26 protein-coding genes are annotated in these 25,588 nt (G+C 54.9%); 12 read left to right on the forward strand and 14 right to left on the reverse strand.

Annotated features, from left to right (window positions below; genetic code table 11):
- From trmH to gmk, 4 genes are all read right to left on the reverse strand, one after another.
- Complete coding sequence (gene trmH / locus ABLV54_RS02190) at positions 1 to 690, reverse strand: tRNA (guanosine(18)-2'-O)-methyltransferase TrmH (protein WP_017900060.1); 690 nt, start codon at positions 688 to 690, stop codon at positions 1 to 3.
- 163 nt (positions 691 to 853) lie between these two features.
- Complete coding sequence (spoT, locus tag ABLV54_RS02195; RefSeq protein WP_004205080.1) at positions 854 to 2,974, reverse strand: bifunctional GTP diphosphokinase/guanosine-3',5'-bis pyrophosphate 3'-pyrophosphohydrolase; 2,121 nt, start codon at positions 2,972 to 2,974, stop codon at positions 854 to 856.
- Between the two features lie 18 nt (positions 2,975 to 2,992).
- Complete coding sequence (gene rpoZ, locus ABLV54_RS02200; RefSeq protein ID WP_000135058.1) at positions 2,993 to 3,268, reverse strand: DNA-directed RNA polymerase subunit omega; 276 nt, start codon at positions 3,266 to 3,268, stop codon at positions 2,993 to 2,995.
- Between the two features lie 54 nt (positions 3,269 to 3,322).
- The gene (gene gmk / locus ABLV54_RS02205) at positions 3,323 to 3,946 is read right to left on the reverse strand and encodes a guanylate kinase (protein WP_050533489.1); all 624 of its coding nucleotides are present in this window, start codon (positions 3,944 to 3,946) and stop codon (positions 3,323 to 3,325) included.
- A 258-nt stretch (positions 3,947 to 4,204) separates the two neighbouring features.
- Between gmk and ligB the strand changes: the two genes are divergently transcribed.
- The gene (gene ligB / locus ABLV54_RS02210) at positions 4,205 to 5,884 is read left to right on the forward strand and encodes an NAD-dependent DNA ligase LigB (protein WP_348813567.1); all 1,680 of its coding nucleotides are present in this window, start codon (positions 4,205 to 4,207) and stop codon (positions 5,882 to 5,884) included.
- 5 nt (positions 5,885 to 5,889) lie between these two features.
- Here the strand turns inward: ligB and ABLV54_RS02215 are convergent, their stop codons facing one another.
- Positions 5,890 to 6,507, reverse strand: coding sequence for a trimeric intracellular cation channel family protein (locus ABLV54_RS02215; RefSeq protein ID WP_002922654.1), 618 nt, complete (start codon positions 6,505 to 6,507; stop codon positions 5,890 to 5,892).
- Positions 6,508 to 6,782: 275 nt separating this feature from the next.
- On the opposite strand from ABLV54_RS02215, the gene ABLV54_RS02220 reads away from it, so the two are divergent.
- Positions 6,783 to 8,048 carry a chloride channel protein gene (locus ABLV54_RS02220; RefSeq protein WP_050533487.1) on the forward strand — a complete coding sequence of 422 codons (1,266 nt, stop codon included), beginning with the start codon at positions 6,783 to 6,785 and terminating at the stop codon, positions 8,046 to 8,048.
- Positions 8,049 to 8,092: 44 nt separating this feature from the next.
- On the opposite strand, the gene ABLV54_RS02225 is transcribed toward ABLV54_RS02220, so the two are convergent.
- The gene (locus tag ABLV54_RS02225) at positions 8,093 to 8,956 is read right to left on the reverse strand and encodes a YicC/YloC family endoribonuclease (protein ID WP_002922636.1); all 864 of its coding nucleotides are present in this window, start codon (positions 8,954 to 8,956) and stop codon (positions 8,093 to 8,095) included.
- Positions 8,957 to 9,579: 623 nt separating this feature from the next.
- Between ABLV54_RS02225 and ABLV54_RS02230 the strand changes: the two genes are divergently transcribed.
- The 6 genes from ABLV54_RS02230 (at position 9,580) to pyrE (ending at position 15,891) form a co-directional block, all read left to right on the forward strand.
- On the forward strand, positions 9,580 to 11,280 hold the full coding sequence (locus tag ABLV54_RS02230) for a lysophospholipid acyltransferase family protein (RefSeq protein WP_044525052.1): 1,701 nt from the start codon (positions 9,580 to 9,582) through the stop codon (positions 11,278 to 11,280).
- 89 nt (positions 11,281 to 11,369) lie between these two features.
- Positions 11,370 to 12,335 carry an HlyD family efflux transporter periplasmic adaptor subunit gene (locus tag ABLV54_RS02235; protein ID WP_050533486.1) on the forward strand — a complete coding sequence of 322 codons (966 nt, stop codon included), beginning with the start codon at positions 11,370 to 11,372 and terminating at the stop codon, positions 12,333 to 12,335.
- Positions 12,328 to 13,245: an ABC transporter ATP-binding protein gene (locus ABLV54_RS02240; protein WP_023291370.1), complete on the forward strand. Its 918-nt coding sequence runs from the start codon at positions 12,328 to 12,330 to the stop codon at positions 13,243 to 13,245. The genes ABLV54_RS02235 and ABLV54_RS02240 overlap by 8 nt, the downstream gene beginning before the upstream one ends.
- Positions 13,232 to 14,371, forward strand: a complete 1,140-nt coding sequence (locus ABLV54_RS02245) for an ABC transporter permease (RefSeq protein WP_023291369.1) — start codon at positions 13,232 to 13,234, stop codon at positions 14,369 to 14,371. Before ABLV54_RS02240 ends, ABLV54_RS02245 begins: the two co-directional genes overlap by 14 nt.
- A 96-nt stretch (positions 14,372 to 14,467) precedes the next feature.
- Positions 14,468 to 15,184 (forward strand): ribonuclease PH, encoded by a 717-nt coding sequence (gene rph, locus ABLV54_RS02250; RefSeq protein WP_023319338.1) that lies wholly within the window; start codon positions 14,468 to 14,470, stop codon positions 15,182 to 15,184.
- A gap of 65 nt (positions 15,185 to 15,249) precedes the next feature.
- Positions 15,250 to 15,891: an orotate phosphoribosyltransferase gene (gene pyrE, locus ABLV54_RS02255; protein WP_004205073.1), complete on the forward strand. Its 642-nt coding sequence runs from the start codon at positions 15,250 to 15,252 to the stop codon at positions 15,889 to 15,891.
- Positions 15,892 to 15,936: 45 nt separating this feature from the next.
- Here the strand turns inward: pyrE and slmA are convergent, their stop codons facing one another.
- The 3 genes from slmA to coaBC form a co-directional block, all read right to left on the reverse strand.
- The gene (slmA, locus tag ABLV54_RS02260; protein ID WP_050533485.1) at positions 15,937 to 16,533 is read right to left on the reverse strand and encodes a nucleoid occlusion factor SlmA; all 597 of its coding nucleotides are present in this window, start codon (positions 16,531 to 16,533) and stop codon (positions 15,937 to 15,939) included.
- Between the two features lie 124 nt (positions 16,534 to 16,657).
- A complete protein-coding gene (gene dut, locus ABLV54_RS02265) occupies positions 16,658 to 17,116 on the reverse strand; it encodes a dUTP diphosphatase (RefSeq protein WP_004145270.1) in 459 nt (152 codons plus the stop codon).
- Positions 17,094 to 18,308 (reverse strand): bifunctional phosphopantothenoylcysteine decarboxylase/phosphopantothenate--cysteine ligase CoaBC, encoded by a 1,215-nt coding sequence (gene coaBC, locus ABLV54_RS02270; protein WP_050533623.1) that lies wholly within the window; start codon positions 18,306 to 18,308, stop codon positions 17,094 to 17,096. The genes dut and coaBC overlap by 23 nt, the downstream gene beginning before the upstream one ends.
- Positions 18,309 to 18,480: 172 nt before the next feature.
- Here coaBC and radC point away from each other — a divergent pair, with 172 nt between their 5' ends.
- The 4 genes from radC to mutM all read left to right on the forward strand — a co-directional run bounded on the left by radC (position 18,481) and on the right by mutM (position 20,732).
- A complete protein-coding gene (radC, locus tag ABLV54_RS02275; protein WP_017900054.1) occupies positions 18,481 to 19,146 on the forward strand; it encodes a DNA repair protein RadC in 666 nt (221 codons plus the stop codon).
- Positions 19,147 to 19,362: 216 nt separating this feature from the next.
- Positions 19,363 to 19,599, forward strand: a complete 237-nt coding sequence (rpmB, locus tag ABLV54_RS02280) for a 50S ribosomal protein L28 (protein ID WP_000091955.1) — start codon at positions 19,363 to 19,365, stop codon at positions 19,597 to 19,599.
- Positions 19,600 to 19,619: 20 nt separating this feature from the next.
- Entirely contained in the window at positions 19,620 to 19,787 is a 168-nt protein-coding gene (gene rpmG / locus ABLV54_RS02285; protein ID WP_002922510.1) for a 50S ribosomal protein L33, read from the forward strand.
- Between the two features lie 135 nt (positions 19,788 to 19,922).
- Entirely contained in the window at positions 19,923 to 20,732 is an 810-nt protein-coding gene (gene mutM, locus ABLV54_RS02290; protein ID WP_032454367.1) for a bifunctional DNA-formamidopyrimidine glycosylase/DNA-(apurinic or apyrimidinic site) lyase, read from the forward strand.
- Positions 20,733 to 20,855: 123 nt separating this feature from the next.
- Here mutM and coaD read toward each other — a convergent pair whose 3' ends face one another.
- The 5 genes from coaD to ABLV54_RS02315 form a co-directional block, all read right to left on the reverse strand.
- Positions 20,856 to 21,335: a pantetheine-phosphate adenylyltransferase gene (gene coaD / locus ABLV54_RS02295; protein WP_004205067.1), complete on the reverse strand. Its 480-nt coding sequence runs from the start codon at positions 21,333 to 21,335 to the stop codon at positions 20,856 to 20,858.
- Positions 21,332 to 22,108, reverse strand: coding sequence for a glycosyltransferase family 2 protein (locus ABLV54_RS02300; RefSeq protein WP_048335571.1), 777 nt, complete (start codon positions 22,106 to 22,108; stop codon positions 21,332 to 21,334). The genes coaD and ABLV54_RS02300 overlap by 4 nt, the downstream gene beginning before the upstream one ends.
- Positions 22,108 to 23,382: a lipid IV(A) 3-deoxy-D-manno-octulosonic acid transferase gene (waaA, locus tag ABLV54_RS02305; protein WP_004205065.1), complete on the reverse strand. Its 1,275-nt coding sequence runs from the start codon at positions 23,380 to 23,382 to the stop codon at positions 22,108 to 22,110. The genes ABLV54_RS02300 and waaA overlap by 1 nt, the downstream gene beginning before the upstream one ends.
- A gap of 91 nt (positions 23,383 to 23,473) precedes the next feature.
- A complete protein-coding gene (locus ABLV54_RS02310) occupies positions 23,474 to 24,463 on the reverse strand; it encodes a glycosyltransferase (RefSeq protein ID WP_049013042.1) in 990 nt (329 codons plus the stop codon).
- 29 nt (positions 24,464 to 24,492) lie between these two features.
- The gene (locus tag ABLV54_RS02315) at positions 24,493 to 25,587 is read right to left on the reverse strand and encodes a glycosyltransferase (RefSeq protein WP_023291364.1); all 1,095 of its coding nucleotides are present in this window, start codon (positions 25,585 to 25,587) and stop codon (positions 24,493 to 24,495) included.
- Position 25,588 lies beyond the last annotated feature (1 nt).

The following is a 25,588-nucleotide window of genomic DNA, read 5'->3' on the forward strand; positions in this document are numbered from 1 at the left end:
TTACCTCGCAGCCTGCATGGTGGCCCACCACGCGGCATCGGCTTCCACTTCGCCCTGCTCGTTAACGTGGGGGTAAGGCAGCCCTTTTTGTCTCGCGACGCGGGCCAGCACCGGATAGCCGCCTTCAAACAGCAGGCGCTGTTGCTCTTCCGGCGGCAGCATGCTGTTGGCGCGTTGGTACATCCCGGCATTCTGTCGCTGCCGCTGGGCTTCATACAGGATCAGCGCCGAGGCGACGGAGACGTTCAGCGACTGCACCATGCCGATCATCGGGATAATAATGTCCTGATCCGCCAGGGCCAGCGCTTCCTGAGTGATGCCGGTTTTCTCCTGACCCATCAGGATGCAGGTTGGGCGCGTATAGTCGATTTCACGGAAATCGATGGCTTTGTCGGAAAGATGGGTGGCGAGGATTTGCATACCCTGGCCTTTGAGGTGGCCGACGGCATCTGCGATGGTACGGTGGGTTTTCACCTGCACCCAGCTGTTGCTGCCCGCGGCGGCGGAGGCCATGGTGCGCATCCGGCTGCTCGGCCAGACCGCGTGCACCTCGTGTACGCCAACGGCGTCTGCGGTCCGGATGACCGCAGAGACGTTATGGGGCTTATGGACCTGCTCCATGCAGACCGTCAGGTCAGGCTGACGCCTGGCGAGCATCTCGCAGATACGCGCATAACGCTGTGAATTCATTACTCTTAATCCTTCGAATTACCTCTTTAGCCGCTGCGGATCACGCGGCCCATCCCTGGGCCTCGCCCCTGACGGGGGCGCTGCAGGCAGCGTTCAAATCTGCTCCCGGCAGATTTGTCATTCGCTTGCCGCCTTGATGCAATTCGAATGTTTTGTCTAAAAGCTAATTTCGGTTACGGGTGACTTTAATCACGTCCGGCATGACGCGTATTTTGCGCATGATATTCGCCAGATGCACGCGGTCGCGGGCGGTCAGGCGGATAAAGGCGCTGTATACGCGGCCATCTTTCTCTTCCGTATTCAGGCTCTGGATATTGGAAGAGGCGGTGTTGATCGCCGCCGTCAGGTTAGCCAGTGCGCCCTGGTGGTTAAACATATCCACCTTGATCTCCGTAATGAACTCCTGAGCGGTCTCTTTATCCCACTCAACCGCCATAAATTTCTCCGGCTCTTTCTGGTAGCCGCGGATGTTACGACAGGATTCATGATGGATAACCAGCCCTTTGCCAGGACTGACGTGGGCGATAATCGGGTCACCGGGGATCGGGCGACAGCACTTGGCGAAAGTGATCAGCACGCCATCGGCGCCTTTGATCGGCAGATGGCCGTGGTTTGAGGCATTGGCCGGCACCGGCGCCGCAGCGGCTTCGCCCTGCTGCAGGTTTTTCGCCACCACCACGCTCATGGCGTTGCCCAGACCGATCTCCGCCAGCAGGTCGTCAAGCGAGGCCAGCTTCATCCGGTCGAGCTCGCGCTGGATATTCTCCGGCGGGATCTCGGCGAGTTTGCGGCTACCGCCCAGCGCGTGGTTGAGCAGACGACGGCCAAGGCTGACCGAGTCATCGCGCTTGAGGTTTTTCAGCAGCTGACGGATCTTGGCGCGCGCCTTCGAGCTGACGACAAAGTTCAGCCAGGCGGCATTCGGACGTGCGCCCGGCGCGGTAATAATTTCGACAGTCTGACCGCTGGAGAGCGGCTGCGACAGCGGATAGGGCTGGCGGTCGACGCGCGCGCCGACGCAGGCATGGCCGATATCGGTATGCACCGCATAGGCGAAGTCCACCGGCGTGGCGCCAGCGGGCAGTTCGACAATGCGCCCTTCCGGGGTGAAAACGTAAATCTCATCGGGGAACAGATCGGATTTAACGCTCTCGATAAATTCAAACGAGCTGCCGGCGCTCTGCTGCAGCTCCAGCAGGCTTTGCATCCAGCGCTGGGCGCGGATTTGCGCGGTGGTGCTGCTTTCGCCGCCGTGCTCTTTATAAGCCCAGTGCGCCGCGACCCCCATCTCCGCCATCTGGTCCATGTCTTCGGTACGAATTTGTACCTCGACCGGGACGCCGTGGGGGCCGATCATCGAGGTGTGCAAAGACTGATAGCCGTTCGCTTTCGGAATAGCGATGTAATCTTTGAAACGACCTGGACGCGGTTTATAGAGGCTGTGCATCTGGCCAAGCACGCGGTAGCAGACATCGGCATCATGGACGATAACGCGGAAGGCGTAGATATCCATGATCGAGTGAAAACGCTGCTCTTTAAGCACCATTTTGCAGTAGATCGAGTACAGATGCTTTTCGCGACCGCTAACGCGGCAGGGGATCCCCGCTTCCTGCAAACGCCCTTCGATTTCCGAGAGAATCTTTTGGATCATCTCTTTACGGTTGCCGCGCGCCGCTTTGACCACCTCTTTAATGACGCGGTAGCGGTTCGGGTACAGCGCCTCAAAGCCCAGCTCTTCGAGCTCGGTTTTGATGTGATGGATACCTAAACGGTGCGCCAGCGGGCTGTAGATTTCCAGCGTTTCGCGGGCGATGCGGCGGCGTTTATCCGGGCGTAGCGAGCCCAGGGTACGCATGTTGTGGGTGCGGTCGGCAAGCTTGATGAGGATGACGCGGATGTCCTGCACCATCGCCATGATCATTTTGCGAAAGTTTTCGGCCTGTGCCTCTTTCTTATCGCGGAACTTGAGCTTATCAAGTTTCGATACCCCCTCTACCAGTTCGGCGACGCTTTTACCAAAAAGCTGTTCCATGTCCTGGTAGGTGGCGGGAGTATCTTCAATCACATCATGCAGCAGCGCGGCCATCAGCGTTTCGTAGTCGAGCTTCATCTCGGCCAGAATACAGGCTACCGCGACCGGGTGCGTGATATAAGGTTCACCGCTTGAACGTGTCTGACCCTCGTGAGCGTCACGTGCAACGAGATACGCCTGCCGCAGACGTTTGATCTGGTCTTCCGGCAGGTAGTTTTGAATCAGCTGATTCAGGCTTTCAAACAGATACAAGGGCGACCCGCTGTGTGATTAACGACGACCTTCAGCAATCGCGGTAACGGCTTGTAATTCAGCGGCTTCCTGCTCTTGCTGTTCCTGGCGCTCACGTACGTCGAGGATCTGGTTGTTGATCAGACCTTCTTCGATTTCGCGCAGTGCGATTACGGTGGTTTTATCGTTTTCTTCCGGTACCAGCGGATCCTTTCCGCCTACCTGCATCTGACGAGCGCGACGCGCGGCGACCAGTACCAGGTCAAAACGGTTACCAATTTTCTCTACAGCGTCCTGAACAGTTACGCGTGCCATACTTAAAATGCTCCACAGGTGAAGAAATGACTGGGCATGATACTGAATGTGGGTTCAGTCTGCCAATAGTTTGGTGATTAAAGCGCCATGTCGCTGCTTTTGGCGGCTCATGCGCAGACGTTCAGCGCGGATGATATTTTTCAGGTCGCTCAGGGCGGTGTCAAAATCATCGTTCACAATCAGGTAATCATATTCGGCGTAATGGCTCATTTCCGCAACGGCCTGGGCCATTCGTTTCGCGATCACCTCTTCGCTGTCCTGGCCGCGGCCGCGCAGGCGACGGTCCAGTTCATCTTTTGACGGCGGCAGAATAAAAATGCTGCGTGCGCCAGGCATGCTTTTACGGATCTGCTGCGCGCCCTGCCAGTCGATATCGAGGAAGACATCAACGCCGGTCGTCAGCACCTGCTCGATCGCTTTACGCGACGTGCCGTAATAGTTGCCAAAGACCTCTGCATGTTCCAGAAACGCGTTTTCGCCAATCATCGAGCGGAATTCGTCGTGATTCACGAAGAAATAATGTTCGCCGTGCACTTCACCCGGACGCGGCGCCCGCGTGGTATGGGAAACCGATACCTGGGTGTCATACAACGGTTGGGTTTTTAATAAAGCCTGAATCAGGCTGGATTTACCCGCGCCGCTAGGGGCGGAAACAATATAAAGCGTGCCTTGAGCCATGAGTGTCTTTTGTATGTGGTTATCGAAAGAGGTCCTACATACGAGCCTATTATACACGTCGCCGCGGCGTGACGCAGTCCTTGTCACACTTTTTGCCGCTGTTTCTTTCATTTTGCCTGCCGTTTTCCTGAATTCGCCAGCCGTTGCTGCAACGAGGTGTAAATCCTGGAAGGCGCTTCGCAGGGTGAAAAAGCGCCCGTCGCGGTTTCCGGCATTCTGCCGCAGACTCTCCGCCAGGTGATGAAGGAGGGGACAGCAATGCGTAAAGGAGGAGGGTGGCTGGCGATAGGGATGTTCTCCGCCAGCGCGCTGGCGACGTGTCCGGACTGGCCGCCGGCCAAAGGCAGACAGGAGATCGCACGTCTACATCAGCAGATTGACGCCTGGAACGAGGCTTACTGGCGACAGGGCGCCAGCGAGGTGAGCGATGACGTTTACGACCAGCTCGCCTTGCGCCTGGCGCAGTGGCGGCAATGCTTTCCGGGCGCGACGCCGGAGGATGACGATCTGCCTCCGCCGACTGGCGATACGCGTCATCCAGTCGCCCATACTGGCGTGCGCAAGCTGGCGGATGGGCCCAGCGTGGCCCGCTGGATGAAAAATAAAGCCGACCTGTGGGTACAGCCTAAAGTGGACGGCGTGGCGGTCACCCTGGTCTATCGCCAGGGGCATCTGGTTCAGGCTATTAGCCGCGGGGATGGCCTGCGCGGTGAGTTGTGGACCGCCCGAGCGCGGCAGATCCCGGCGCTGGCGAAGCTGACGACCGGCGAACTGGCCAACAGCGTGCTGCAGGGGGAGCTATTTCTGCGTCGGGAGGGGCATATTCAGGAGCAGGCTGGCGGAATGAACGCGCGGGCGAAAGTCGCCGGGTTGATGATGCGGGCTGACGCGGCGGCGGCGCCGCTGAGCCAGCTGGACGTTTTTATCTGGGCCTGGCCAGACGGTCCCTCGGATATGCGCCGTCGACAGCAGCTGCTGGCGCAGGCGGGGTTCGGCTACAGCGGACAATACACCCATTCGATAACGCGCGTTGAGCAGGTGGCGGAGTGGCGCCAGCGCTGGTATCGCTCGCCGCTCCCCTTCGTCAGCGATGGCGTGATTGTGCGTGAAGGACGAGAACCGTCGGGGCGCGTCTGGTCACCGGGAAGGGGCGAGTGGCTGGCAGCCTGGAAATATCCTCCGGCATCGCGGGTGATGGAGGTACGGGCGATCCATTTCAGTACTGGCCGCAGCGGCAGACTCAACGTAGTGGCTGAGCTTGAGCCCCAGCGGCTGGATGACAAACGCGTGCAGCGGGTTAACGTTGGCTCTGTGAGCCGCTGGCAGGCGCTGGATATTGGGGTTGGCGATCAACTGCAGATCAGTCTGGCAGGCCAGGGTATTCCACGGATCGACGCTGTTGTCTGGCGGACGGTCGAGCGCCATAAACCGACGCCGCCGGCGGCGAAATTCAATGCGCTAACCTGCTATTTCGCCACCCCCGAGTGCAGCGAACAGTTTCTTTCCCGGCTGGTCTGGTTGTCATCAAAGTCGGCGCTGGATATCGATGGCGTAGGGGAAAGCGTATGGCGCGTTATTCAGCAGCAGCACCCGATGGAGCATCTTTTTTCCTGGCTGGCGCTCACGCCGGAGCAGCTGCAGGCGATGCCGGGGATCTCGGCTGCCCGCGGGCAGCACCTCTGGCATCAGTTTGATCTTATTCGTAAACGGCCTTTTATACGCTGGGTGCTGGCGATGGGGATCCCGGTGCCCCAGGGGGCGCTGGCGCAGCCTGGCAGTGAAAACTGGCGCCTCCTCACGGCAAAGAGTGAAGCGCAATGGCGCACGCTGCCGGGCGTGGGGGCGATCAGAGCCCGACAGTTAGTGGCTTTCCTGCATGACCCTGACGTGGCGGCGCTGGCGCAATGGCTTAGCAGGCAGCGCATCCCCGGGTTTTGAGGCGGTTAGTGGGCGTCGTGGGTGTAGTGGAAGACCGGTAGCCCGAGCTTCCAGCGCAGCGCCAGCATGCGGGCGGTAAAGCCGAACAGCAGCGTGGCCAGGACCACCACATCGTGGCTGCTGACGTAGTGTTGCAGCGCTATATAGAGTACCGCTGCGGCAAACGAGATCCCAGCATACAGCTCTTTCTGGAAGACCAGCGGAATGCGCTTGCAGAACATATCGCGCAGTACGCCGCCGAAAACGCCGGTGATGACCGCAGCAATAGAGGCGATAACCGGGCCTTCGCCCATATCCAGGGCGATCTGCGCGCCGATGATGGAAAACACGATCAGCCCCAGCGCATCCAGCACCAGGAAAAGCCGGCGAAGGTGCGGCATTACCGGGGCGGCAATTGTGGTAAGGACGGCGGCGACGGCGACAATAATGACGTATTCCGGATGTTTCACCCAGCCGAGAGGATAGTGTCCCAGCAGGATATCGCGAACAGAACCCCCGCCCAGCGCGGTCGCGGTGGCGATAATAATGACGCCAAACGTATCCATCCGCCGACGACCGGCAGCCAGCGCTCCGGTCATGGCTTCCGCGGTGATACCGATTAAATACAGAACATGAAGCAGCATAGATCCCCCCAGACAGTGGCCGGCAGGTTAACGATTTGTGCGCAGGATCACGATTGATATTTTCTAAAGTGAAGTCGTTAGGCCAGGAAAAAGTAATGACAACATGGCTTAAATTGGCTTTATTTGGTGGTTAAGTATTATTTTTTGAATTTTTACAGATTAGAAAAAGTAATGTCTTATTCCCGATCGGTTATCTATATTGAAAACGCTATGAATACCTAATGTTTAAGTCCCGACCTTTATCCTTTTATTTTCTTTCTCGAGGAGATGAGAAAATGCGTGTCGCCGCCGGGAACAAACATTATCTGACTCGCCTGATGGCTGTGGTATTAACCGGGATTCTGGCCGGTCTGTCCGGTATGGCGCTGGCGCTGATTTTACATGCCATTCAGCACCTGGCTTTTGGCTACAGTCCAGCGCATATCGTTGGTTCGGTGTCATTTTTACAGGGCGTCACGGCGTCGCCCTGGCCACGTCGCATCGCGGCAATCGTGGCCGGCGGCATCGTCGCCGGATTTGGCTGGTGGCTGCTTGGTCGCTATGGGCAGAAGCGGGTTTCCATTGCCGCGGCGGTGGCTAACCCTTCCGTCCCCATGCCCGCGGGCACCACGACGATCCACGCTCTGCTGCAGATCGTCACCGTAGCGCTGGGGTCCCCGCTTGGCCGCGAAGTGGCTCCTCGGGAAATGGGCGCGCTAGGAGCGGGGATGGTGGCGCGTAAGCTGCGCCTGCTGGAGGATGAAACCCGTACGCTGATTGCCTGTGGGGCGGGCGCGGGCCTGGCGGCGGTGTATAACGTCCCGCTGGCAGGGGCGTTGTTCACCCTCGAGGTCATGCTGCTGTCGTTTAGCTGGGAAAAAACGCTGGCGGCGATAATGACCTCGGCGATTGCCGCCTGGACGGCCACCCTCGGGTTAGGGGATGAATCGCAATACCATTTTGTTTCCAGCGCGCTTCCGCACACCTTTCTCTGGTGGGCGATTCTGGCGGGCCCGATTCTTGGCGCCGGCGCCTGGCTCTTTCGCAAAGCGACCAGCGCAGCGCGTTCACGCGTGCGAAGTAACTGGCAGATGCCGGTGTTCTGTCTGCTGGCGTTTTCGCTTCTGGCCGTCCTTAGCCTCTGGTTCCCTGCGCTACCGGGCAATGGCAAGGGGCCGATGCAGCTGGCGCTCAGCGACGGGCTGCCTCACTCCATGGTCGCGATCCTGTTAGGGCTGAAGCTGGTGGTGATCCTGGCGGTGTTGCGCGGCGGCGCGGAAGGCGGGTTGTTAACCCCGGGGCTGGCGGTGGGCGGGCTGGCCAGCCTGCTGCTCTGCGCGCTCTGGCAATCAGGGTTCCCTGGCGGAGATGAAAGCAGTTTCGCCCTGGTGGGGGCAGCCGCTTTTCTCGCCGCCTCCATGCAGATGCCGCTGACGGCGGTGGTGCTGGTGATGGAGTTCACCCACATGGATCACAGCTATCTGGCCCCGACGCTGCTGTGCGCGGCAGGGGCGTTTTTGACCTGCCGGGTACTGGATAAAAAGATAGTGCTTTTGAAATGAATGAAAAAAGGCCGGTAAACCGGCCTTCAGAAAGGTATCTGAGATTACTCGATATTCTGGATCTGCTCGCGCATTTGCTCGATCAGCACTTTCAGCTCAATCGCAGAATTGGTGACCTCGGCATTGATCGATTTTGACGCCAGGGTGTTCGACTCACGGTTGAACTCCTGCATCATAAAGTCGAGACGGCGACCCACAGCCTCTTTCTTTTTCAGAATGTTGTAGGTCTCTTTTACGTGGGCTTCGAGGCGGTCCAGCTCTTCGGCAACGTCGATACGCTGCGCCATCAGCACCAGCTCTTGCTCGAGACGGTTATTCTCCAGCTGCACTTCAGCATCTTCCAGCTTGGCGACCAGACGCTCGCGCTGCCACTGGAGAATTTCCGGCATATGGGCGCGAACTTTCGCCACTTCGCCGCTCACGCCTTCAAGACGCTGCTCGATAAGCGCTTTCAGCGCCTGGCCTTCCGTTTCGCGAGCGACGATGAAGTCATCCAGCGCGCCGTCAAGGGCTGCCAGAATATCGGCGGCGATGGCGTCAAGATCCTGTTCTTTGGCGGCCATCACGCCCGGCCAGCGCAGGATATCAACCGGATTGATTTCCCCTTCATCACTCTGCATTTTTACCCAGTTGGCGGCGTTAACCAGCTGTTTAGCCAGCTTTTCGTTGAGAATCAGTTCGCCCTGAGCGCTGGGGTCTTGTTCAAAACGCAGGGTGCATTCGACTTTACCGCGAGTCAGGCGGGCGCGAATGCGCTCGCGTACCACGGGCTCCAGGCTACGGAACTGCTCCGGCAGGCGGAAGTACGTTTCCAGATAGCGCTGGTTTACCGAGCGCAGCTCCCATGCGGCGCTACCCCAGTCACCCTTGATTTCACGGCGGGCATAGGCGGTCATACTGCGGATCATAGACGTTCCTGTTTTCGTAATAATGAATGCAAGGATTATAGCTATGCCGGCGGTGACTTAACAGGAATAGTGATGAAATACTTCAAGACTGATTTTTTAAGGGACATAGCTTCGCTGTATTTAATGCGATTACTTTGCTTAGTGAAATGTATCCTTTTATAGCGGATAGGAAATAAGCTTTGATTCTTTCGCGGCTTAAGAATCATTATGCTGTTAATTTTTATCAACTGAATTCTGTCTATTCGCAGTAAAGCTATCTCTCCCTGCTTTCAGGCAGAATAAAAAAGAGTGAAAAACCGTAGGCCTATTTTTATTATTGAATGTGAGTATGATTATCCACATTTTTTTGTATCGTCTTAAAGCTATATCGTGGTATTTTTTACAAAGTATAACCGCCAAAAATGTTATGGGGTATTACCTTTAACTATTATATATGCTTTTTCTGAATTCAATATGACAAAAGTATTAATATCTCTGTTGGGTGCATTCTCTTCATGAATATAATCACTTTAATTATATTTATTTGTTTTGTAATGGCAATGATTTAACTTTATGCAGTATTGTCCGGCTGCAAGATCGCGAGTATAGTCATTTTAGATGAGTTCTATAAAAAGGATTTTAATATGGACACTATCTTTGATAAAGTCATTAGAGAATTTTTCCCAAATACAAATATACCCTTTTGGAAAAAATGGCTTTTCAGGTCCGCTTTCGGCAATAAGAAATTTACTCGCATAATATATAACGATCGGTTAGTTAATCAAAGTGGAGTCGAATGGGTTAATTCGGTCGTCGATCTCCTTGAATTGCAATGTGCAACCGAACAGCATCAATTTAATAACATACCCGAAAATGGGGCAGCGGTTGTTATTTCAAATCATCCAACAGTCATCGATGGTCTTGCTTTAATACATACGGTCTCCCGGGTGAGGAAAGATATAAAAATAATTGCCAACCACATTTTGCCAATTATATTTCCACAGGTGGCAGAACTGACCATTGGTATTGAAAATATGGCCGGTAAGATGAGCCATAAAAAATTTAGAGAGATGAACAATCATCTGCGAGAGGGAGGCGTATTAATTATATGTCCAGCGGGTAAACTGGCTAACTGGTCTCTTTCAGGTTTACAGGAGCATAAGTGGAACCCCGGTTTTTTACAGCTGGCGATGAGAAATAATGCGGCGCTGGTGCCTATTCATATTACGGGTAAAAACAGTAACGTTTATTATCTTACTGCAACGATCTGGCGGCAACTGTCAAATATAATGGTTATTCGTGAAGCTCTCCGCCATCGTGGAAAGACCATGGGAATCAATATCGGACAGCAAATAACCTTATCTTCATTGCAAAAATACAATGAAGATCTTTCTGCAGCAGCTAATGTATGTTTGATGCACCTCCAGAGCATAGGGAAGAATGGAGCAGCTCTTGTCGATACGATTTCGCCACAAGGACTAAAAGAAGATAGAGAGGATTTAATAAGTGCGATAGATGAGTGCGAAATATTAAGACAGTTTGATGATGGAAGAAAATTATTGATTTATCGCTGCAATACTGGCCGTTTCTCACCAATTATTGATGAGTTAGGACGCTTACGCGAACGCTGTTATCGCGATATTGGTTCAGGGTCCGGTAAAGATAGAGATAATGATATTTTTGATGAAAGTTATTATCACATTTTATTGTGGGATCCTGCTGAAACAGAAATTCTGGGGGCGTACCGTCTCGTTCCTGTTGGCGAGCAACTCGCCCGCCATGGAATAGCTGGCCTCTATAGTAATAGCTTATTTAAATATCATGATAGCGCCTATTTGTGCTTAGAGCAGTGTGTAGAAATAGGTCGTGGCTTTATCCAGAAACCTTATCAAAAAGGTAATGTTCTTGATTATTTATGGCAAGGTATATTCGATTTTATAAAAAGATACCCCAACTATAAATATTTATTAGGTGTGTTGACTATCCCAGGATCTTTTCCTGAAGAGGTACAGAAACTGATTGTGAGTTTTTATAATATGTACTTTCCCACCACGACTGATTTTTGTACACCAATAGCCCTGTTCACGGTAGAAACTACACAAAGCGATAGTCCTTTTAGCGGAAACGATTTTAGCGAAGACTGGAGTATGTTAAATCATCTTCTGAGAGAAAAAGGTTATAAGCTGCCCTGGCCTTTTAAACAGACTGCTAAATGGTTCTCACCAGGTGGATCGTCGATTATTTCATTTACTAAAGATGAGGCTTTTAACTCGATAGCTGGGTTAAATCTGAGCGCTATTGATAAATTGAATGAAGTATACGTTAAACATTATTTAAAAGACTGAGTTGACGATGACTAACGGGTACTGGAGTAATAATGCTTTAATCCAGCCGTCAGTAATAAGGGAAATGATATGCGTATGGATACGTTTTAATGCAAAAGTCAGTAACTAAATGCTTTGTCATGATTTCGATGCTAGTACTCTCGGGATGTGATAACAAACCGGATAACATGCTATCCGGTTATTCACATGGTGAATTTGTATACCTTTCTTATTCTGGTAATGAAAAGATAGAACGAATCTTCATTAATAAGGGCGATAATGTCATTCCAGGACAGGAGTTAGTGAAGATTGACTCCTTCGATGCACAAAATATTTTCCTGCGTGCTGAAGAAAAACTTTCAGCTGAGAGCGCAATGTTACGAAATCTGAAATCGGGAGAGCGGCCAGAAGAGCTGGATATTATACGGTCACAGCTAAAAAAAGCCCAATCGGCAGAATCACAGGTAAAGCGGCAGCTTGGGCGATATCGTCATCTTTATGCCAACCATGCCATATCGCGGGCGGAATGGGAGGATATCAGGGATGAGTTAACGCAAAAAGGCGCACAGGTTGAAGAGTTAATTAATCAACTCAAGGCACGGCAACTACCGGCCCGTCAGGATGAGATTAGCCAACAGCTCTCGATGGTGGCCGCGGCAAAACTCGAACGTGATAAAGCGCTTCGGGATGTTCAGCAAACGACGATTGTATCTCCAATAAATGCCAAAGTTTTTGATATTATATATCGTGTTGGGGAGCGTCCTTCAGCCGGCAGACCAATAATCAGTCTGTTACCACCTGAGAATATAAAAGTACGCTTCTTTATACCCGAGGCGATGCTCGGTAAATTTAATATCGGGACGAAGGTAAGACTTTTATGCGACGGTTGTGCAGAACCTATTCCTGGCGTTATTAATTATATCAGTCCTGAAGCAGAGTTTACGCCCCCGGTTATTTACAGTACGAAACGCCGTGAAAAACTTATTTTTATGGCCGAGGCGATCCCTGTCCTGGAGCAGGCTGAACGGATGAAAATCGGTCAGCCGTTTGATGTGGAGATTATTGGCAATGAATAATCTTTGTATTGATGTGAAAAATCTCAATAAACATTTTGGCGAACATCATGTCGTAAAGGATTTCTCATTACAGGTGGCAAAAGGCGAGATTTATGGTTTTCTTGGTCCGAACGGTAGCGGAAAAACGACATCGATACGGATGATGTGCGGTTTGATTACGCCCGATTCAGGTGAAGGTTTTTGTCTGGGTATGGACATCTTCACTCAGCGGGAAAAAATAAAACAAAAGATAGGCTACATGACTCAGTATTTCTCGATGTGGGGAAATTTAACTATTCGGGAAAACTTATATTTTATTGCACGATTATATGGCCTTGACCAGCGTAAGGCCCGGGTAGAGGATGCGCTTACAGAATTAGGTCTTACTTCCCGGCAGCACCAGCTGGCTAAGGAACTTTCTGGCGGCTGGAAGCAAAGAATGGCCCTCGCCGCCTGCATGTTGCATGAACCTGTTTTGCTGTTTCTGGATGAACCGACCGCTGGCGTGGATCCAAAAGCGCGACGGGAGTTCTGGCAAATGCTGCATCAGCTCTCTGACAAAGGGATCTCAATACTGGTGAGTACGCATTATATGGACGAGGCAGAGCGCTGCCATAAAGTTGCTTACCTCTCTTATGGTCGGCTACTGGCGAATGGCACTATTGCATCGATTATCGCTTCGCAGAATCTTATTACCGTGAGAACCAGCGGCGCTGGGCTGACGGTGCTTGAAAGCCAGCTCCAGCGCTTGCCGGATATTGAACAAACGGTCATTTTTGGCAATCAGCTTTACGTTACTTCCAGAGATGAAGCGAAGTTAGCATCCGCGCTATTTGCTTTTAAACAACAGGGTTATGAGTTCTGCCAGGTCGATACCAATCTGGAAGACGCATTTACCTATCTGATGAAAAACAATTGTGAAAAAAATTAATTTAAACTTCTCTCTAATCCGCTGGTTCGGTGTGGTTATTAAGGAGATCCACGAATTACGTCGTGATAAAGTCAGTATCAGCATGGTACTCCTTACCCCTATTTTTCAGCTGATCATTCTTGGCTATGCGATAAATATGGACCCGCATCATCTTCCTACCGCATTACTGAATTACGATAGCGAACGCATGAGTCAGGTTTTTGTGACAGGAGCGCAAAATACCGGATATTTTTCGATGATACCAGTCGATTCTGAAGAGGCAGCTCAGAAAGCATTTGTTCGAGGTGATGTCACTTTTATCGTAACGATCCCCGAGGGGTTTACGCGCAAGATGCTGCGTGGAGAAAAACCTCAGCTGCTCATTCAGGGGGATGCTATCGATCCGATGACCACGGGAAATGCGTTAAGTGCTCTGGTGCAGGTTGCGAAATCGATGTTTCAGCAAGACTTGCCGGGTGAAATGCGTGTAGAGCAAAAAGAGGATGATTTTGAGCTTATTATCCATCGCATGTTTAACCCGGAGGGGATCACCCAGTTTAATACGATTCCCGGTATTATGGGGTCGATACTCAGTACAACCTTGATCCTGATGACCGCTCTGTCGATTACTCGTGAGAGAGAAAACGGTGCGTTAGAAAATTTACTGGTTTCTCCTTTGACGGGGCTTGAGGTCATTGTTGGTAAGATAACACCTTTTGTTATCATTGGCCTGTTTCAGGCGACGTTAATTCTGATTGCCGCCGTTCTGTTATTTGATATTCCTCTTCATGGCAGCGTTTTCCTGCTTTTTTTGGTGTTGTTAATTTATGTCTTCCTCTGCCTGTCAATCGGCATTGGTATTTCTGGCATAGCGCAAAACCAACTGCAGGCGCTGCAAATGTCGTCATTTTATTTTATCCCTTCCATTATGCTGTCTGGCTTTATCAGTCCTTTTATTAGTATGCCCGACTGGGCGAAAGCCATTGGCTCCTGTTTGCCGCTGACCTACTTCATCCGGTTGGTAAAGGGCATTATGCTGAAAGGGTATTCTGCGACGGCATTATTACCCGATCTGTTGCCGCTGATTGGCCTGGCGGTGATAGTGATCGGCGTAGGGTTGAAATCTTATCGGAAAACGCTGGACTGACATTATGTGCGCGCCCGGCAGGTGTTGGCATAGGCTTTTCGCCATGAAATTCGTATAATGCGGCCTTACATTCGTTTCAAGCCGGAGATTTCTATCATGCGTCCAGCAGGTCGTAGCGCCAACCAGGTGCGCCCCGTTACCCTGACCCGTAATTACACAAAACACGCTGAAGGCTCTGTGCTGGTTGAATTCGGTGATACCAAAGTGCTGTGCACCGCCTCCATTGACGAAGGCGTACCGCGTTTCCTGAAAGGACAGGGACAGGGGTGGATCACCGCTGAATATGGCATGCTGCCGCGTTCAACGCACACGCGTAACGCGCGTGAAGCGGCAAAAGGCAAACAGGGCGGCCGGACGATGGAAATTCAGCGCCTGATCGCCCGTGCGCTGCGCGCGGCGGTTGATCTGAAAGCGCTGGGCGAGTTTACCATCACCCTCGACTGCGATGTGCTGCAGGCCGACGGCGGCACCCGCACCGCGTCTATTACCGGTGCCTGCGTGGCGCTGGCCGACGCGCTGAATAAGCTGGTGGCGGCCGGCAAGCTGAAAACTAACCCGATGAAAGGGATGGTGGCGGCGGTCTCTGTTGGGATCGTTAATGGCGAAGCCATCTGCGATCTGGAGTACATCGAAGACTCTGCCGCGGAAACCGATATGAACGTGGTGATGACCGAAGATGGTCGCATCATCGAGGTGCAGGGTACGGCAGAAGGCGAGCCGTTCACCCATGAAGAGCTCCTCACTCTCCTGGCGTTAGCCCGAGGGGGGATCGAATCCATTATTACGACGCAGAAGGCGGCGTTAGCAGATTAGTTTTTAAGGCGACTGAGAAGTCGCCTTTTTTTTGACCGTAAAAAAGTAAGATGAGGAGCGAATCCATGAAGCCGTATCAGCGCCAGTTTATTGAGTTTGCGCTTAGCAAGCAGGTTCTTAAGTTTGGCGAGTTCACGCTGAAATCCGGGCGTAAGAGCCCCTATTTCTTTAACGCCGGCCTGTTTAACACCGGGCGCGATCTGGCTCTGCTGGGCCGTTTTTATGCCGAGGCGCTGGTGGATTCCGGGATTGAGTTCGACCTGCTGTTTGGCCCGGCCTACAAAGGGATCCCGATTGCCACCACCACCGCGGTGGCGTTAGCCGAACACCATGACCGCGACCTGCCTTACTGCTTTAACCGTAAAGAGGCAAAGACTCACGGCGAAGGCGGCAATCTGGTCGGTAGTCCACTGCAGGGCCGGGTCATGCTGGTGGATGATGTGATCACCGCCGGTACGGCGATTCGCGAATCCATGGAGATCATCCAGGCCAACGGCGCGCAGCTGGCGGGTGTGCTGATCTCCCTGGATCGTCAGGAGCGCGGCCGCGGCGAAATCTCCGCCATTCAGGAAGTGGAGCGGGATTACGGCTGCCAGGTTATCTCGATCGTCACCCTGAAAGAGCTGATCGCTTACCTGGAAGAGAAACCGGAGATGGCGGAACACCTGGCGGCAGTTCGCGCTTATCGCGAAGCCTACGGCGTGTAACGAAAAAGCCCGGTAAGCAGAGCGCTACCGGGCAATGCAAAAAAACTACTGCAGCTGTGCGGCGACCAGCGGCCAGCGGGCGTCGAAATCATCCGTCGGACGGTATTTGAACTCGCTGCGCACAAAGCGCGACAGCATGCCCTCGCAGAAGGCCAGCAGCTGGCTGGCCAGCAGCGTTTCGTCGAGACTATAGCCTTCGCCTTCGCGCATTTTTTTCTCGCGCATCACCTGACGCAGCTGCACTTCGATGCGTTCAAAAAGCTGGTTGATACGGCCCTGCAGCCGATCCTGTTCGAACATCAGCGCGTGTCCGGTGAGGATGCGCGTCAGCCCAGGATTACGCTCGCCAAACCCAAGAATCAACAGAACAATCAGGCGCAGGCGCGCGGATGTGTCCTTCTCATCTTTCAGAATCAAATTGATGCGCGTAATCAGACTGTCTTCAATGAACTCGATCAGGCTGTCAAACATGCGGGTTTTGCTGGGAAAATGGCGATACAGCGCGGCTTCAGAAACGCCGACGGAAGCCGCCAGTTTCGCGGTGGTAATACGTTGGCTACCATCGCTGGATTCCAGCATTAGCGCCAGAGATTGAAGTATTTCTTCGCGACGATTCCGTTTCGCAGTTTGCTTTTCTGCCATGTTTTAAAATACCCCTGAAAATAAGCACTTGTCAGGCAGACATCCACAACGCGACCGCAAACCAGAGTTTGCGGTGATGTTATTGCATTATGCGCGTTGGGATGCAGATTCCGTGTTGCTGGGCTTATTTACGCCCTGAGTGACCGAAGCCGCCTTCGCCGCGGTCGGTGGCATCGAAAGATTCCACCAGGTTAAATTCCGCCTGCACGACCGGCACAAAGACCATCTGCGCGATACGTTCGCCCGGCTCGATAATAAAGCTCTGCTGACCGCGGTTCCAGACGGACACCATCAGTTGCCCCTGGTAATCGGAGTCGATAAGGCCCACCAGGTTGCCCAGCACCACGCCGTGCTTATGACCCAGGCCCGAGCGCGGCAGGATCACCGCCGCCAGAGAGGGATCGGCGATATGAATCGCAAGGCCGGTCGGCAACAGCGTGGTTGCGCCCGGTGCCAGCTCTACGGCGTCGTCGAGACAGGCTCGCAGGTCAAGTCCGGCGGAGCCGGAGGTGGCATAGGTCGGCAGCGGAAATTGCTGGCCGACACGCGGGTCCAGAATCTTAACGTCGATTTTTTTCATCATAACGGGTCACGATCTCGTCGAGTAATAATTGGCCCAGGAGTTCCTTGCGCTCAAGTGGTAAGCGCTTTTCCCCATCCTGCCAGAAAAGGTGTAATGCGTTGCTATCGCTGTTAAATCCCTGATTAGGCTGGGAAACATCGTTGGCGCAAATCAGGTCGAGGTTTTTGCGGGCACGTTTTTGCCGCGCATATTCTTCCACATTATTCGTTTCGGCGGCAAACCCAACGACGTAGGGGCGATGCGATTTTAGCGCTGCAACCCCGGCGACGATATCCGGGTTTTTAACCATTTTTATTGTTAATTCATCACCTTGTTTTTTTATTTTATCTTCGGCGATGGCGGCGGCGCGGTAATCCGCCACCGCGGCGCAGCCAATAAAAATGTGCTGCTGCTGAGCGCTGGCCTGGACGGCCGCTTCCATTTCCAGCGCGGTAGTGACATCAATGCGCTGCACAAAGGGCGGTGTCGGTAGCGATACCGGTCCGCTGACCAGGGTCACGTTCGCGCCGCGCTGTGCGGCGGCGGCGGCAATCGCGAAGCCCATCTTACCGGAGCTGTGGTTTGAGATGTAACGTACCGGATCCAACGGCTCACGGGTCGGGCCCGCGGTAATCATGAGGTTGAGATGTTGCAAATCTTTGACAGGGGAGGCGAAATGCTGTGCGACCATCTCCACGATGGTTAACGGATCGAGCATTCGCCCCGGGCCGACGTCGCCGCAGGCCTGGCTACCGCTGTCCGGTCCCCACAGCAGCAGGCCGCGGGATGCGAGCGTCTGCAGATTATGCTGGGTGGCCTGCGCGCGATACATCTGCTGGTTCATGGCGGGCAAGAGGGCAACCGGGGAAGGGGTGGCGAGACAGATCGTCGACACCAAATCATTGGCCATGCCTGCCGCCACGCGGGCGATCAAATCGGCGGTCGCCGGGGCGAGGATCACCAGGTCGGCCCATTTTCCGAGCTCAATATGGCCCATGGCCGCTTCCGCCGCCGGATCGAGCAGGCTGTCGGAAACCGGATAGCCGGATACCGCCTGCAGGCTGAGTGGGGTGATGAACGCTTTTGCCGCCTCCGTCATTGCGACACGCACTTCCGCGCCGCGTTCACGTAGTCGCCGTACCAGTTCCGGGGTTTTATACGCCGCGATACCGCCGCTGACGCCCAGGACGATTTTTTTACCCGCCAGAGTCATCATGATGTATTCCTGTTGCCGTAGACCAGAATCCGCGCATCTTATCACAATCCTGCCGCCGTCGTGCCTCTGACGGGCATTCACTTTGCGAGCGGCTACGCAGGGTGAAAAGCGGCGGGTCGGCAGCGTCGTCAGGTTGTGCCAGGATAGGCTGATTCACGCAGGAGGGCGCATGGACGGAACGGAAAATCTGATGCCACGGGAGAAGATGCTGCAATTCGGCATCGAGGCGCTGACGGACGTTGAGCTACTGGCGCTGTTTCTGCGCATTGGCACACGGCGTCAGGATGTGCTGAGCTACGCCCAGGCGTTATTGCAGCGTTTTGGTTCGCTCTACGCTCTGCTTTCCGCTGATAAAGCGCAACTGGTTGCCGTTGACGGGCTGGGGCTGGCGAAATATGCGCAACTGAAGGGAATTGCCGAGTTGGCGCGGCGCTATTTTAGCTCGCAGCTGGTTGAGGAGGCCGCGCTGGTCACCCCCTCAATGACGCGGGAATTTTTGCAAAGCCAGCTGACGGAAGAGGAGCGCGAGATCTTTATGGTGATCTTTTTAGATAATCAGAACCGCGTGTTGAAACATAGCCGCCTTTTTTCTGGTACTCTTAGCCACGTTGAGGTGCATCCGCGAGAAATTGTACGCGAAGCCATCAAAGTGAACGCCGCCGCCGTGATCCTTGCGCATAATCATCCCTCTGGTAGTCCGGAGCCGAGTCAGGCTGACAGGCTGATTACCGAAAGGGTGGTAAAGTGTTGTCGATTCATGGAGATACGCGTGCTTGACCATCTGGTTATCGGCCGCGGTGCGTATGTATCTTTTGCCGAACGTGGCTGGATTTAGCCCCGAACTGGCGATCCTTCGGGATCTTTGTCTGTTCGGGACTTGAGCACATCGCCGAGTCAGCGTATACTACGCCACCTTTGAGAATCTCGGGTTTGGCATTTGGGCCTGGCAGTCGAGAGTTCACATTGAACTGCGATGACCAGGCTGTAAAGCCTGACGAGGCGCCAATACCCCATACGAAGCTCGAGCTAATTTGATTTTTGGAGAATAGACATGTCCCGAGTCTGCCAAGTTACTGGCAAGCGTCCGGTGACCGGTAACAACCGTTCCCACGCACTGAACGCGACTAAACGCCGTTTCCTGCCGAACCTGCACTCTCACCGTTTCTGGGTTGAGAGCGAGAAGCGTTTTGTCACCCTGCGCGTATCTGCTAAAGGTATGCGTGTAATCGATAAGAAAGGCATCGATACAGTTCTGGCTGAACTGCGTGCCCGTGGCGAAAAGTACTAAGTACTTAGAGGAAATAAATCATGGCTAAAGGTATTCGTGAGAAAATCAAGCTGGTTTCTTCCGCTGGTACTGGTCACTTCTACACCACCACGAAGAACAAACGTACCAAACCGGAAAAAATGGAACTGAAAAAGTACGATCCGGTTGTACGTCAGCACGTTATCTACAAAGAAGCTAAAATCAAATAATTTTAGCCTCCTTGTATAAAAACCCCGCTCCGGCGGGGTTTTTTGTTTTTAAAACTCCCCCATATTGCTTTCACACACTCCCTTTTCAGCCACCTGTCCGTGAAGCACAATACGCCGGGTTAATGGAGGAAAATCATGCCTGAATTACCAGAGGTTGAAACCAGCCGCCGCGGCATTGAGCCGCACCTGGTTGGCGCAACCATTCTGCACGCCGTCGTGCGCAACGGACGGCTGCGCTGGCCGGTTTCTGAAGAGATTTATCGCCTGAGCGACGTTCCGGTGCTCAGCGTGCGTCGTCGCGCCAAATACCTGCTTCTGGAACTCCCGAACGGCTGGATCATTGTCCATCTCGGGATGTCGGGAAGCCTGCGCATCCTGAGCGAAGAGCTGCCTGCGGAAAAACACGATCACGTTGATCTGGTTATGAGTAACGGTAAAGTCCTGCGCTATACCGATCCGCGCCGCTTTGGCGCCTGGCTGTGGACTAAAGAGCTGGAAGGCCACCCGGTGCTGGCGCATCTGGGGCCGGAGCCGCTGAGCGACGCCTTCAACGCCGATTATCTCCAGCAGAAATGCGCGAAGAAGAAAACCGCGATCAAACCCTGGCTGATGGATAACAAGCTGGTGGTGGGCGTCGGCAATATCTACGCCAGTGAATCGCTGTTCTCCGCCGGGATCCACCCTGACAGGCTGGCGTCCTCACTGTCGCGGGACGAGTGCGAGCAGCTGGTGAAGGTGATTAAGCTGGTCCTGCTGCGTTCGATAGAGCAGGGCGGCACCACGCTGAAGGACTTCCTGCAAAGCGATGGCAAGCCCGGCTATTTTGCCCAGGAGCTACAGGTCTATGGCCGCAAGGGCGAACCCTGCCGGATCTGCGGCACGCCGGTTGTCGGGACCAAGCATGCCCAGCGGGCGACCTTTTATTGCCGCCAGTGTCAGAAATAGTCACCGGAACAGGAATGATTGTCGGCCAGGTCAGCGGACCTGCGGGTGCGCATCTGGTGGGCCGGGGACGTTTGTAGGCCAGATAAGCGCAGCGCCAGCCTGGCTCATGCCCCAGCAGATGCGTTACTTCAGCTTATTCAACAGCGCCTGGTGGACGTTGGCTGGCAGGAAGTGAGAGACATCGCCCTGGTGGCGCGCGACTTCTTTGACCAGCGAAGAGGAGATAAACGACCACTCTTTGCACGGCATCAGGAACACGCTCTCAAGGGTGGGCATCAAATGGCGGTTCATATGGGCCAGCTGCATCTCATATTCGAAATCCGCCACCGCCCGCAGGCCGCGGATCAGGATATTGGCCTGCTGCGCGCGCGCGAAGCTGGCCATCAGGTCGCTGAAGCCGACCACCTGAACATTCACCAGGTGGGCCGTCGCCTGCTCCGCCAGCGCAATACGTTCATCAAGGCTGAACATCGGCTTTTTACTCGGGCTGGCGGCGATAGCCAGCACCACTTTATCGAACATACTCGCCGCGCGGGTGACGATATCGATATGGCCATTGGTGATGGGATCGAAGGTACCCGGATAGATCGCTTTTGTGCTCATGATGACTCTTTCTCCGAGTAGCCGTGGCTCAGCGCCCACAGCTCGGTATATTTCGTAAACGTATACTGCGCGTTGACCATCGCCAGTAACCAGCCCTGCTTACCGTCCAGCACCCCACCGCGCAGCAGCAGCGTTTTCAGGAACGCGCCCAGCGTGTGGCTGAATATCCCCGTCATCGAGGTCTTCTTGCCCTTCTGGTGGCGTTCTAGCGCCCATGCGGCGGCATACGCCAGCTGTTTTTGCTGAAAGCCAGCGAAGTCGCGGCACGTCAGATGCAGGAGATCGCCGGTCAACGGAATGACCTCGGCGCCCAGGCTATCCAGCGATTCATGGACCAGATTATCGTTATAGCGGTAACGGGCGCGTTCGTACAGGCGCAGGACACGATCGGGGTACCAACCGCTGTGGCGCATAAAGCGTCCGAGAAAATAGTTACGGCGGGCGATGCTGTAGATGGCGCCGCGCTGCGGGGCTGCCAGGACCGTAAGAATAGCCTGTCTGAGTTCCGGCGTGACGCGCTCATCGGTATCGATCATCAACACCCAGTCGCCGGTGGCGTAGTCCTGCGCGCGCTGGCGCTGAATGCCATAGCCTCGCCAGTCGGTATGGGTATAGACCTGCGCCCCGAGGCGGCGAGCCAGCTCGACGGTGCCGTCGGTACTGCCGGAGTCGAGGACGATAATTTCATCCGCCCAGCTAACGGAGTCCAGACAATCCGGCAGCAGGTCCGCTGCGTTTTTGGCGATCATCACCACGGAAAGCCGGTTCGACATTAATGACTCCGCTGCGGCAGGTAAGGTTGCAGTAACTGTAGCAGACGCGACAGCGCGCCCTGGTTCTGGTGCAGCACTTCCACCGCGTGACGGCCATACCACAGGCGGTAGTCTTCATCGGTCAGCAGCGTGGAAACCTCTTTGACCAGCGAGTTAGCGTCGGTGACGGTGATCAGGCCATCGTCCTGCTGCAGCTTGGCGCAGATATCTTTGAAATTGAAGGTATGCGGCCCCATCAGCACCGGAATGGCGTGTGCCGCCGGCTCGAGCGGATTATGGCCGCCGCGCTCCACCAGGCTGCCGCCGACGAAAGCGAGGTCGGCAATGCCGTAGAGCAGCATCAGTTCGCCCATGGTATCGCCAATGACCACCTGGGTACTGGAGGAGGGGATCTCGCCGGTGCTGCGCAGAGTGAAGCTCATTCCGGCTTTTTGCACCATGTCGCGGGCGTCAGGGAAGCGCTCCGGATGGCGAGGAACAAGGATCAGCAGCAGGTTCGGAAAGGTCTCCAGCAGCTTTTTATGCGCCTGGAGGATAATTTGCTCTTCGCCATCGTGGGTGCTGGTGGCAATCCAGACTTTGCGGTGCGGCGCCCATTGCCGGCGCAGCGTCACCGCGCGGGCCGCCAGCTCTGGCGTGACGGAAATATCGAATTTCAGGCTGCCGGTGACCGCCAGCTGGTTGCGCTTCAGTCCCAGCGCGAGGAAGCGGTTGCCATCTTCTTCATTCTGCGCGGCGATAAGCGTAATACGGCTCAACAGGCGGCGCATAAAGCCGCCCAGCTTGGCATAGCCTTTGGCGGAACGTTCGGACAGGCGGGCGTTGGCAATCACCAGCGGGATCTTACGCTTATGCAGCGCGGCTACCATATTCGGCCACAGTTCGGTCTCCATGACGATCACCAGCTTCGGCTGAACGGTGTCCAGGAAGCGGTTCATGGCGCCGGGCAGATCGTAGGGCAGATAGACGTGATGGACATCTTTGCCGAAGGCCGACATGGCGCGCTCGGAGCCGGTTGGCGTCATGGTGGTGACGGTGATCGGCAGAGAAGGGTAGCGGTGGCGCAGGGCGCGAACCAGCGGGATGGCGGCTAAGGTCTCGCCGACGGAAACGGAGTGCAGCAGAATGCCATCCGGCTCTACCTTGTTCTGACAGAAGCCATAGCGTTCCGCCCAGCGTTTACGGTAGGCAGGAGCCTTACGACTGCGCAGCAGCAGCCGCAGCCACACCAGCGGCTGAATAAGGTAAAGTAGGGTGGTATAAAGCAATTCCAAACTATTTATCCGTTCTCTGTTTTGGCGGGCAAATTCTAAGCATTTAGCCCGCGTAAAGCTATCTCTTTGGCGGAAACAGCGGGTTTTTGGTCTATCCCGCGTGGCGATAACGCTTAATACGCAGATAACGGCGTCCCAGGCGCCAGCGTAAACGGAAAGTACAGGCGTTTTTCCAGATTAACCGCCAGATACCGCGGTCGAAGAATTCTTTAATGATAACATGCTTTTTCGACTCATCTTTCATACTGTCGAAGGTGTGGATGATCCCCAGGCCTTCTTTGGCGATCTGCCAGCGACAGGCGGCGATATGGCGCACTTTGTCCGGGTAACGCTGGTTGATCGCCTCCAGCATCTCCAGAATTTTCATGTAATGGCGCGCCGAACGCATCAGCGTGTCGTCGTTGTCCGGCTTATGCGACACCGACTCAGAGTGGATGTAGTAATCATAGAATTGCTGACTGGTGTACTGCACGCGCTCCGCGGCCAGCAGCGCCTCTGTGGTCCACGGGATATCCTGATGGCGCAGGCCGGGCTCGAAATGGAAGTGATGCTGGCGGATAAAATCGTGGCGATAGATATTGAGCCAGGTGACGTGCAGAAATTTCCGCGAATCCAAGGCCTGCTTGAGCCAGACATGCCCCGGCAACACACCGGTCGAGGGCAAGCGGTCCAGCGGAAAGATCGGGTGGCTCTCGCGGCCCTTTTCGTACACGTAGGTGCCGTTGCAGGTGGCGATATCGAGATGTGCTTTCTCCGCCATCTCCAGCAGCGTGCGATACATGCCCGGATAGAGTTTATCGTCGATGTCCGGAAACGCGAGATACTTGCCGCTGGCAACCGCCAGGCCGGTATTGCGCGCGACCGAGACGCCCTGGTTTTCCTGCTCCAGCACCTGGACGTTCTGCAGCCGATCCCGCCATTCGGCGATCACCGCCAGGCTGTTGTCCGTCGACCCATCGTTCACCAGGATCAGTTCATAGCTGTCCAGCTGCTGCTGTTCAATGCACTCAAAGAATTGCGCAAGAAATTTCTCACCGTTGTAGACGGCAGCCACGATGCTCAGTAAAGGCGTTTGACTCATAAATCTTCGATCCTGGTTAACTAACGGCGTCAGATGCGCTGCAGCTGACGGTACTGCTGACAAATGGACACGACGCTGAATTTTTCCAGCGCGGCATCGTCGATGGCCGGCGGGTTATGGTAAATGCTTTGCATCGTCTGAGCCAGCGCCGGACTGGTGAGATCCGCCAGACCGCGGGCAAGTTCGCCGGTGAGGATCTCGGTGACGCCGCCGGGGCAGCGGGTGCTGGCGACCGGGGTATGCAACAGCAGCGCCTCCACCACCACATTGCCGAATCCTTCGCTATCCGAGCTCAAAACCAGCATCCGCGCGCCTTTGATCCACGGTAAGGGGTTTTCCTGAAAACCTTTGAACCACACCCGGTCGTCAATCTGCAGCGTTTTGGCCAGCTGGCGCAGGCGCTGCTCTTGCTCCGGTTTCCCCTGGCCTAACAGCACCAGCGGCGCGTCGATGCCGCTTTGCGCGTAGGCTTCAAGCAGGCGGTCGTGGCGTTTGCCGGGATGGAAGCGGCCGACGTGAATCAGGTAGTCGCCGTCCGGGCGCTCGCTGTCGGCTTCCGCCCCGGCGCGCAGGGCGGCGATATCGAAGGGGTTATAGATGGTTTTCAGCTGCGCCGGGCGCAGGGCGAAGGCGTCCACCAGATCGCGCCCCACGGCGTCGGAAACCGCCACCACGTTGCGCCCCTGGTAAATCCGCTTAATTTTCTGCTGCTTCATCCAGCGGTCAAAGCCGGTGCGGTGCCCGAGATAGGAGGCCGAGAAGACGCCGTGCAGGCAGAACCAGACGTTGCGCTCGCGCAGCGCCCGGCTGCGGGCGACGATGCGGTCGGTTTTGTGCAGGTTGGAGAGCACAAGGTCAAATTGTCCCTGCTGCTCGGCCCGGATGACCGCGGCGTCCAGCTGGCGGGCGCGGCGGGACAGCTCGGTCAGCTTGCGCCATGGTTTGCGGCAGCGATCGGCCACCACCTGGTAGTCGAGCCCCTCGGGCAATGGGTACTCGCAGACGTCGCGTAGCGAAATGAGCGAGACCCGATCGCCGTCGCGCAGGAACTGCGCCGCCAGGGTGAGAACCACTTTCTCCGCGCCGCCGCCGGGCAATCCGTCAATCACAAATAAGATGCGCATC

Origin of the sequence: Klebsiella sp. JB_Kp042 (assembly GCF_040065275.1) — a bacterium.
GTDB classification, from domain to species: domain Bacteria; phylum Pseudomonadota; class Gammaproteobacteria; order Enterobacterales; family Enterobacteriaceae; genus Klebsiella; species Klebsiella quasipneumoniae.

Excerpts from the sequence above, each read along its gene's own strand:
- rpoZ (WP_000135058.1), bottom strand. The coding sequence starts at position 3,268 with ATGGCACGCGTAACTGTTCAGGACGCTGTAGAGAAAATTGGTAACCGT.
- rpmB (WP_000091955.1), top strand. The coding sequence starts at position 19,363 with ATGTCCCGAGTCTGCCAAGTTACTGGCAAGCGTCCGGTGACCGGTAAC.
- coaD (WP_004205067.1), bottom strand. The coding sequence starts at position 21,335 with ATGAGCACAAAAGCGATCTATCCGGGTACCTTCGATCCCATCACCAAT.
- dut (WP_004145270.1), bottom strand. The coding sequence starts at position 17,116 with ATGATGAAAAAAATCGACGTTAAGATTCTGGACCCGCGTGTCGGCCAG.
- rpmG (WP_002922510.1), top strand. The coding sequence starts at position 19,620 with ATGGCTAAAGGTATTCGTGAGAAAATCAAGCTGGTTTCTTCCGCTGGT.
- ABLV54_RS02215 (WP_002922654.1), bottom strand. The coding sequence starts at position 6,507 with ATGCTGCTTCATGTTCTGTATTTAATCGGTATCACCGCGGAAGCCATG.
- radC (WP_017900054.1), top strand. The coding sequence starts at position 18,481 with ATGGACGGAACGGAAAATCTGATGCCACGGGAGAAGATGCTGCAATTC.
- coaBC (WP_050533623.1), bottom strand. The coding sequence starts at position 18,308 with ATGACTCTGGCGGGTAAAAAAATCGTCCTGGGCGTCAGCGGCGGTATC.
- ABLV54_RS02220 (WP_050533487.1), top strand. The coding sequence starts at position 6,783 with ATGCGTGTCGCCGCCGGGAACAAACATTATCTGACTCGCCTGATGGCT.
- ABLV54_RS02235 (WP_050533486.1), top strand. The coding sequence starts at position 11,370 with ATGCAAAAGTCAGTAACTAAATGCTTTGTCATGATTTCGATGCTAGTA.
- ligB (WP_348813567.1), top strand. The coding sequence starts at position 4,205 with ATGCGTAAAGGAGGAGGGTGGCTGGCGATAGGGATGTTCTCCGCCAGC.
- trmH (WP_017900060.1), bottom strand. The coding sequence starts at position 690 with ATGAATTCACAGCGTTATGCGCGTATCTGCGAGATGCTCGCCAGGCGT.
- ABLV54_RS02230 (WP_044525052.1), top strand. The coding sequence starts at position 9,580 with ATGGACACTATCTTTGATAAAGTCATTAGAGAATTTTTCCCAAATACA.
- ABLV54_RS02300 (WP_048335571.1), bottom strand. The coding sequence starts at position 22,108 with ATGTCGAACCGGCTTTCCGTGGTGATGATCGCCAAAAACGCAGCGGAC.
- ABLV54_RS02310 (WP_049013042.1), bottom strand. The coding sequence starts at position 24,463 with ATGAGTCAAACGCCTTTACTGAGCATCGTGGCTGCCGTCTACAACGGT.
- ABLV54_RS02315 (WP_023291364.1), bottom strand. The coding sequence starts at position 25,587 with ATGCGCATCTTATTTGTGATTGACGGATTGCCCGGCGGCGGCGCGGAG.
- ABLV54_RS02240 (WP_023291370.1), top strand. The coding sequence starts at position 12,328 with ATGAATAATCTTTGTATTGATGTGAAAAATCTCAATAAACATTTTGGC.
- pyrE (WP_004205073.1), top strand. The coding sequence starts at position 15,250 with ATGAAGCCGTATCAGCGCCAGTTTATTGAGTTTGCGCTTAGCAAGCAG.
- rph (WP_023319338.1), top strand. The coding sequence starts at position 14,468 with ATGCGTCCAGCAGGTCGTAGCGCCAACCAGGTGCGCCCCGTTACCCTG.
- ABLV54_RS02225 (WP_002922636.1), bottom strand. The coding sequence starts at position 8,956 with ATGATCCGCAGTATGACCGCCTATGCCCGCCGTGAAATCAAGGGTGAC.
- mutM (WP_032454367.1), top strand. The coding sequence starts at position 19,923 with ATGCCTGAATTACCAGAGGTTGAAACCAGCCGCCGCGGCATTGAGCCG.
- slmA (WP_050533485.1), bottom strand. The coding sequence starts at position 16,533 with ATGGCAGAAAAGCAAACTGCGAAACGGAATCGTCGCGAAGAAATACTT.
- gmk (WP_050533489.1), bottom strand. The coding sequence starts at position 3,946 with ATGGCTCAAGGCACGCTTTATATTGTTTCCGCCCCTAGCGGCGCGGGT.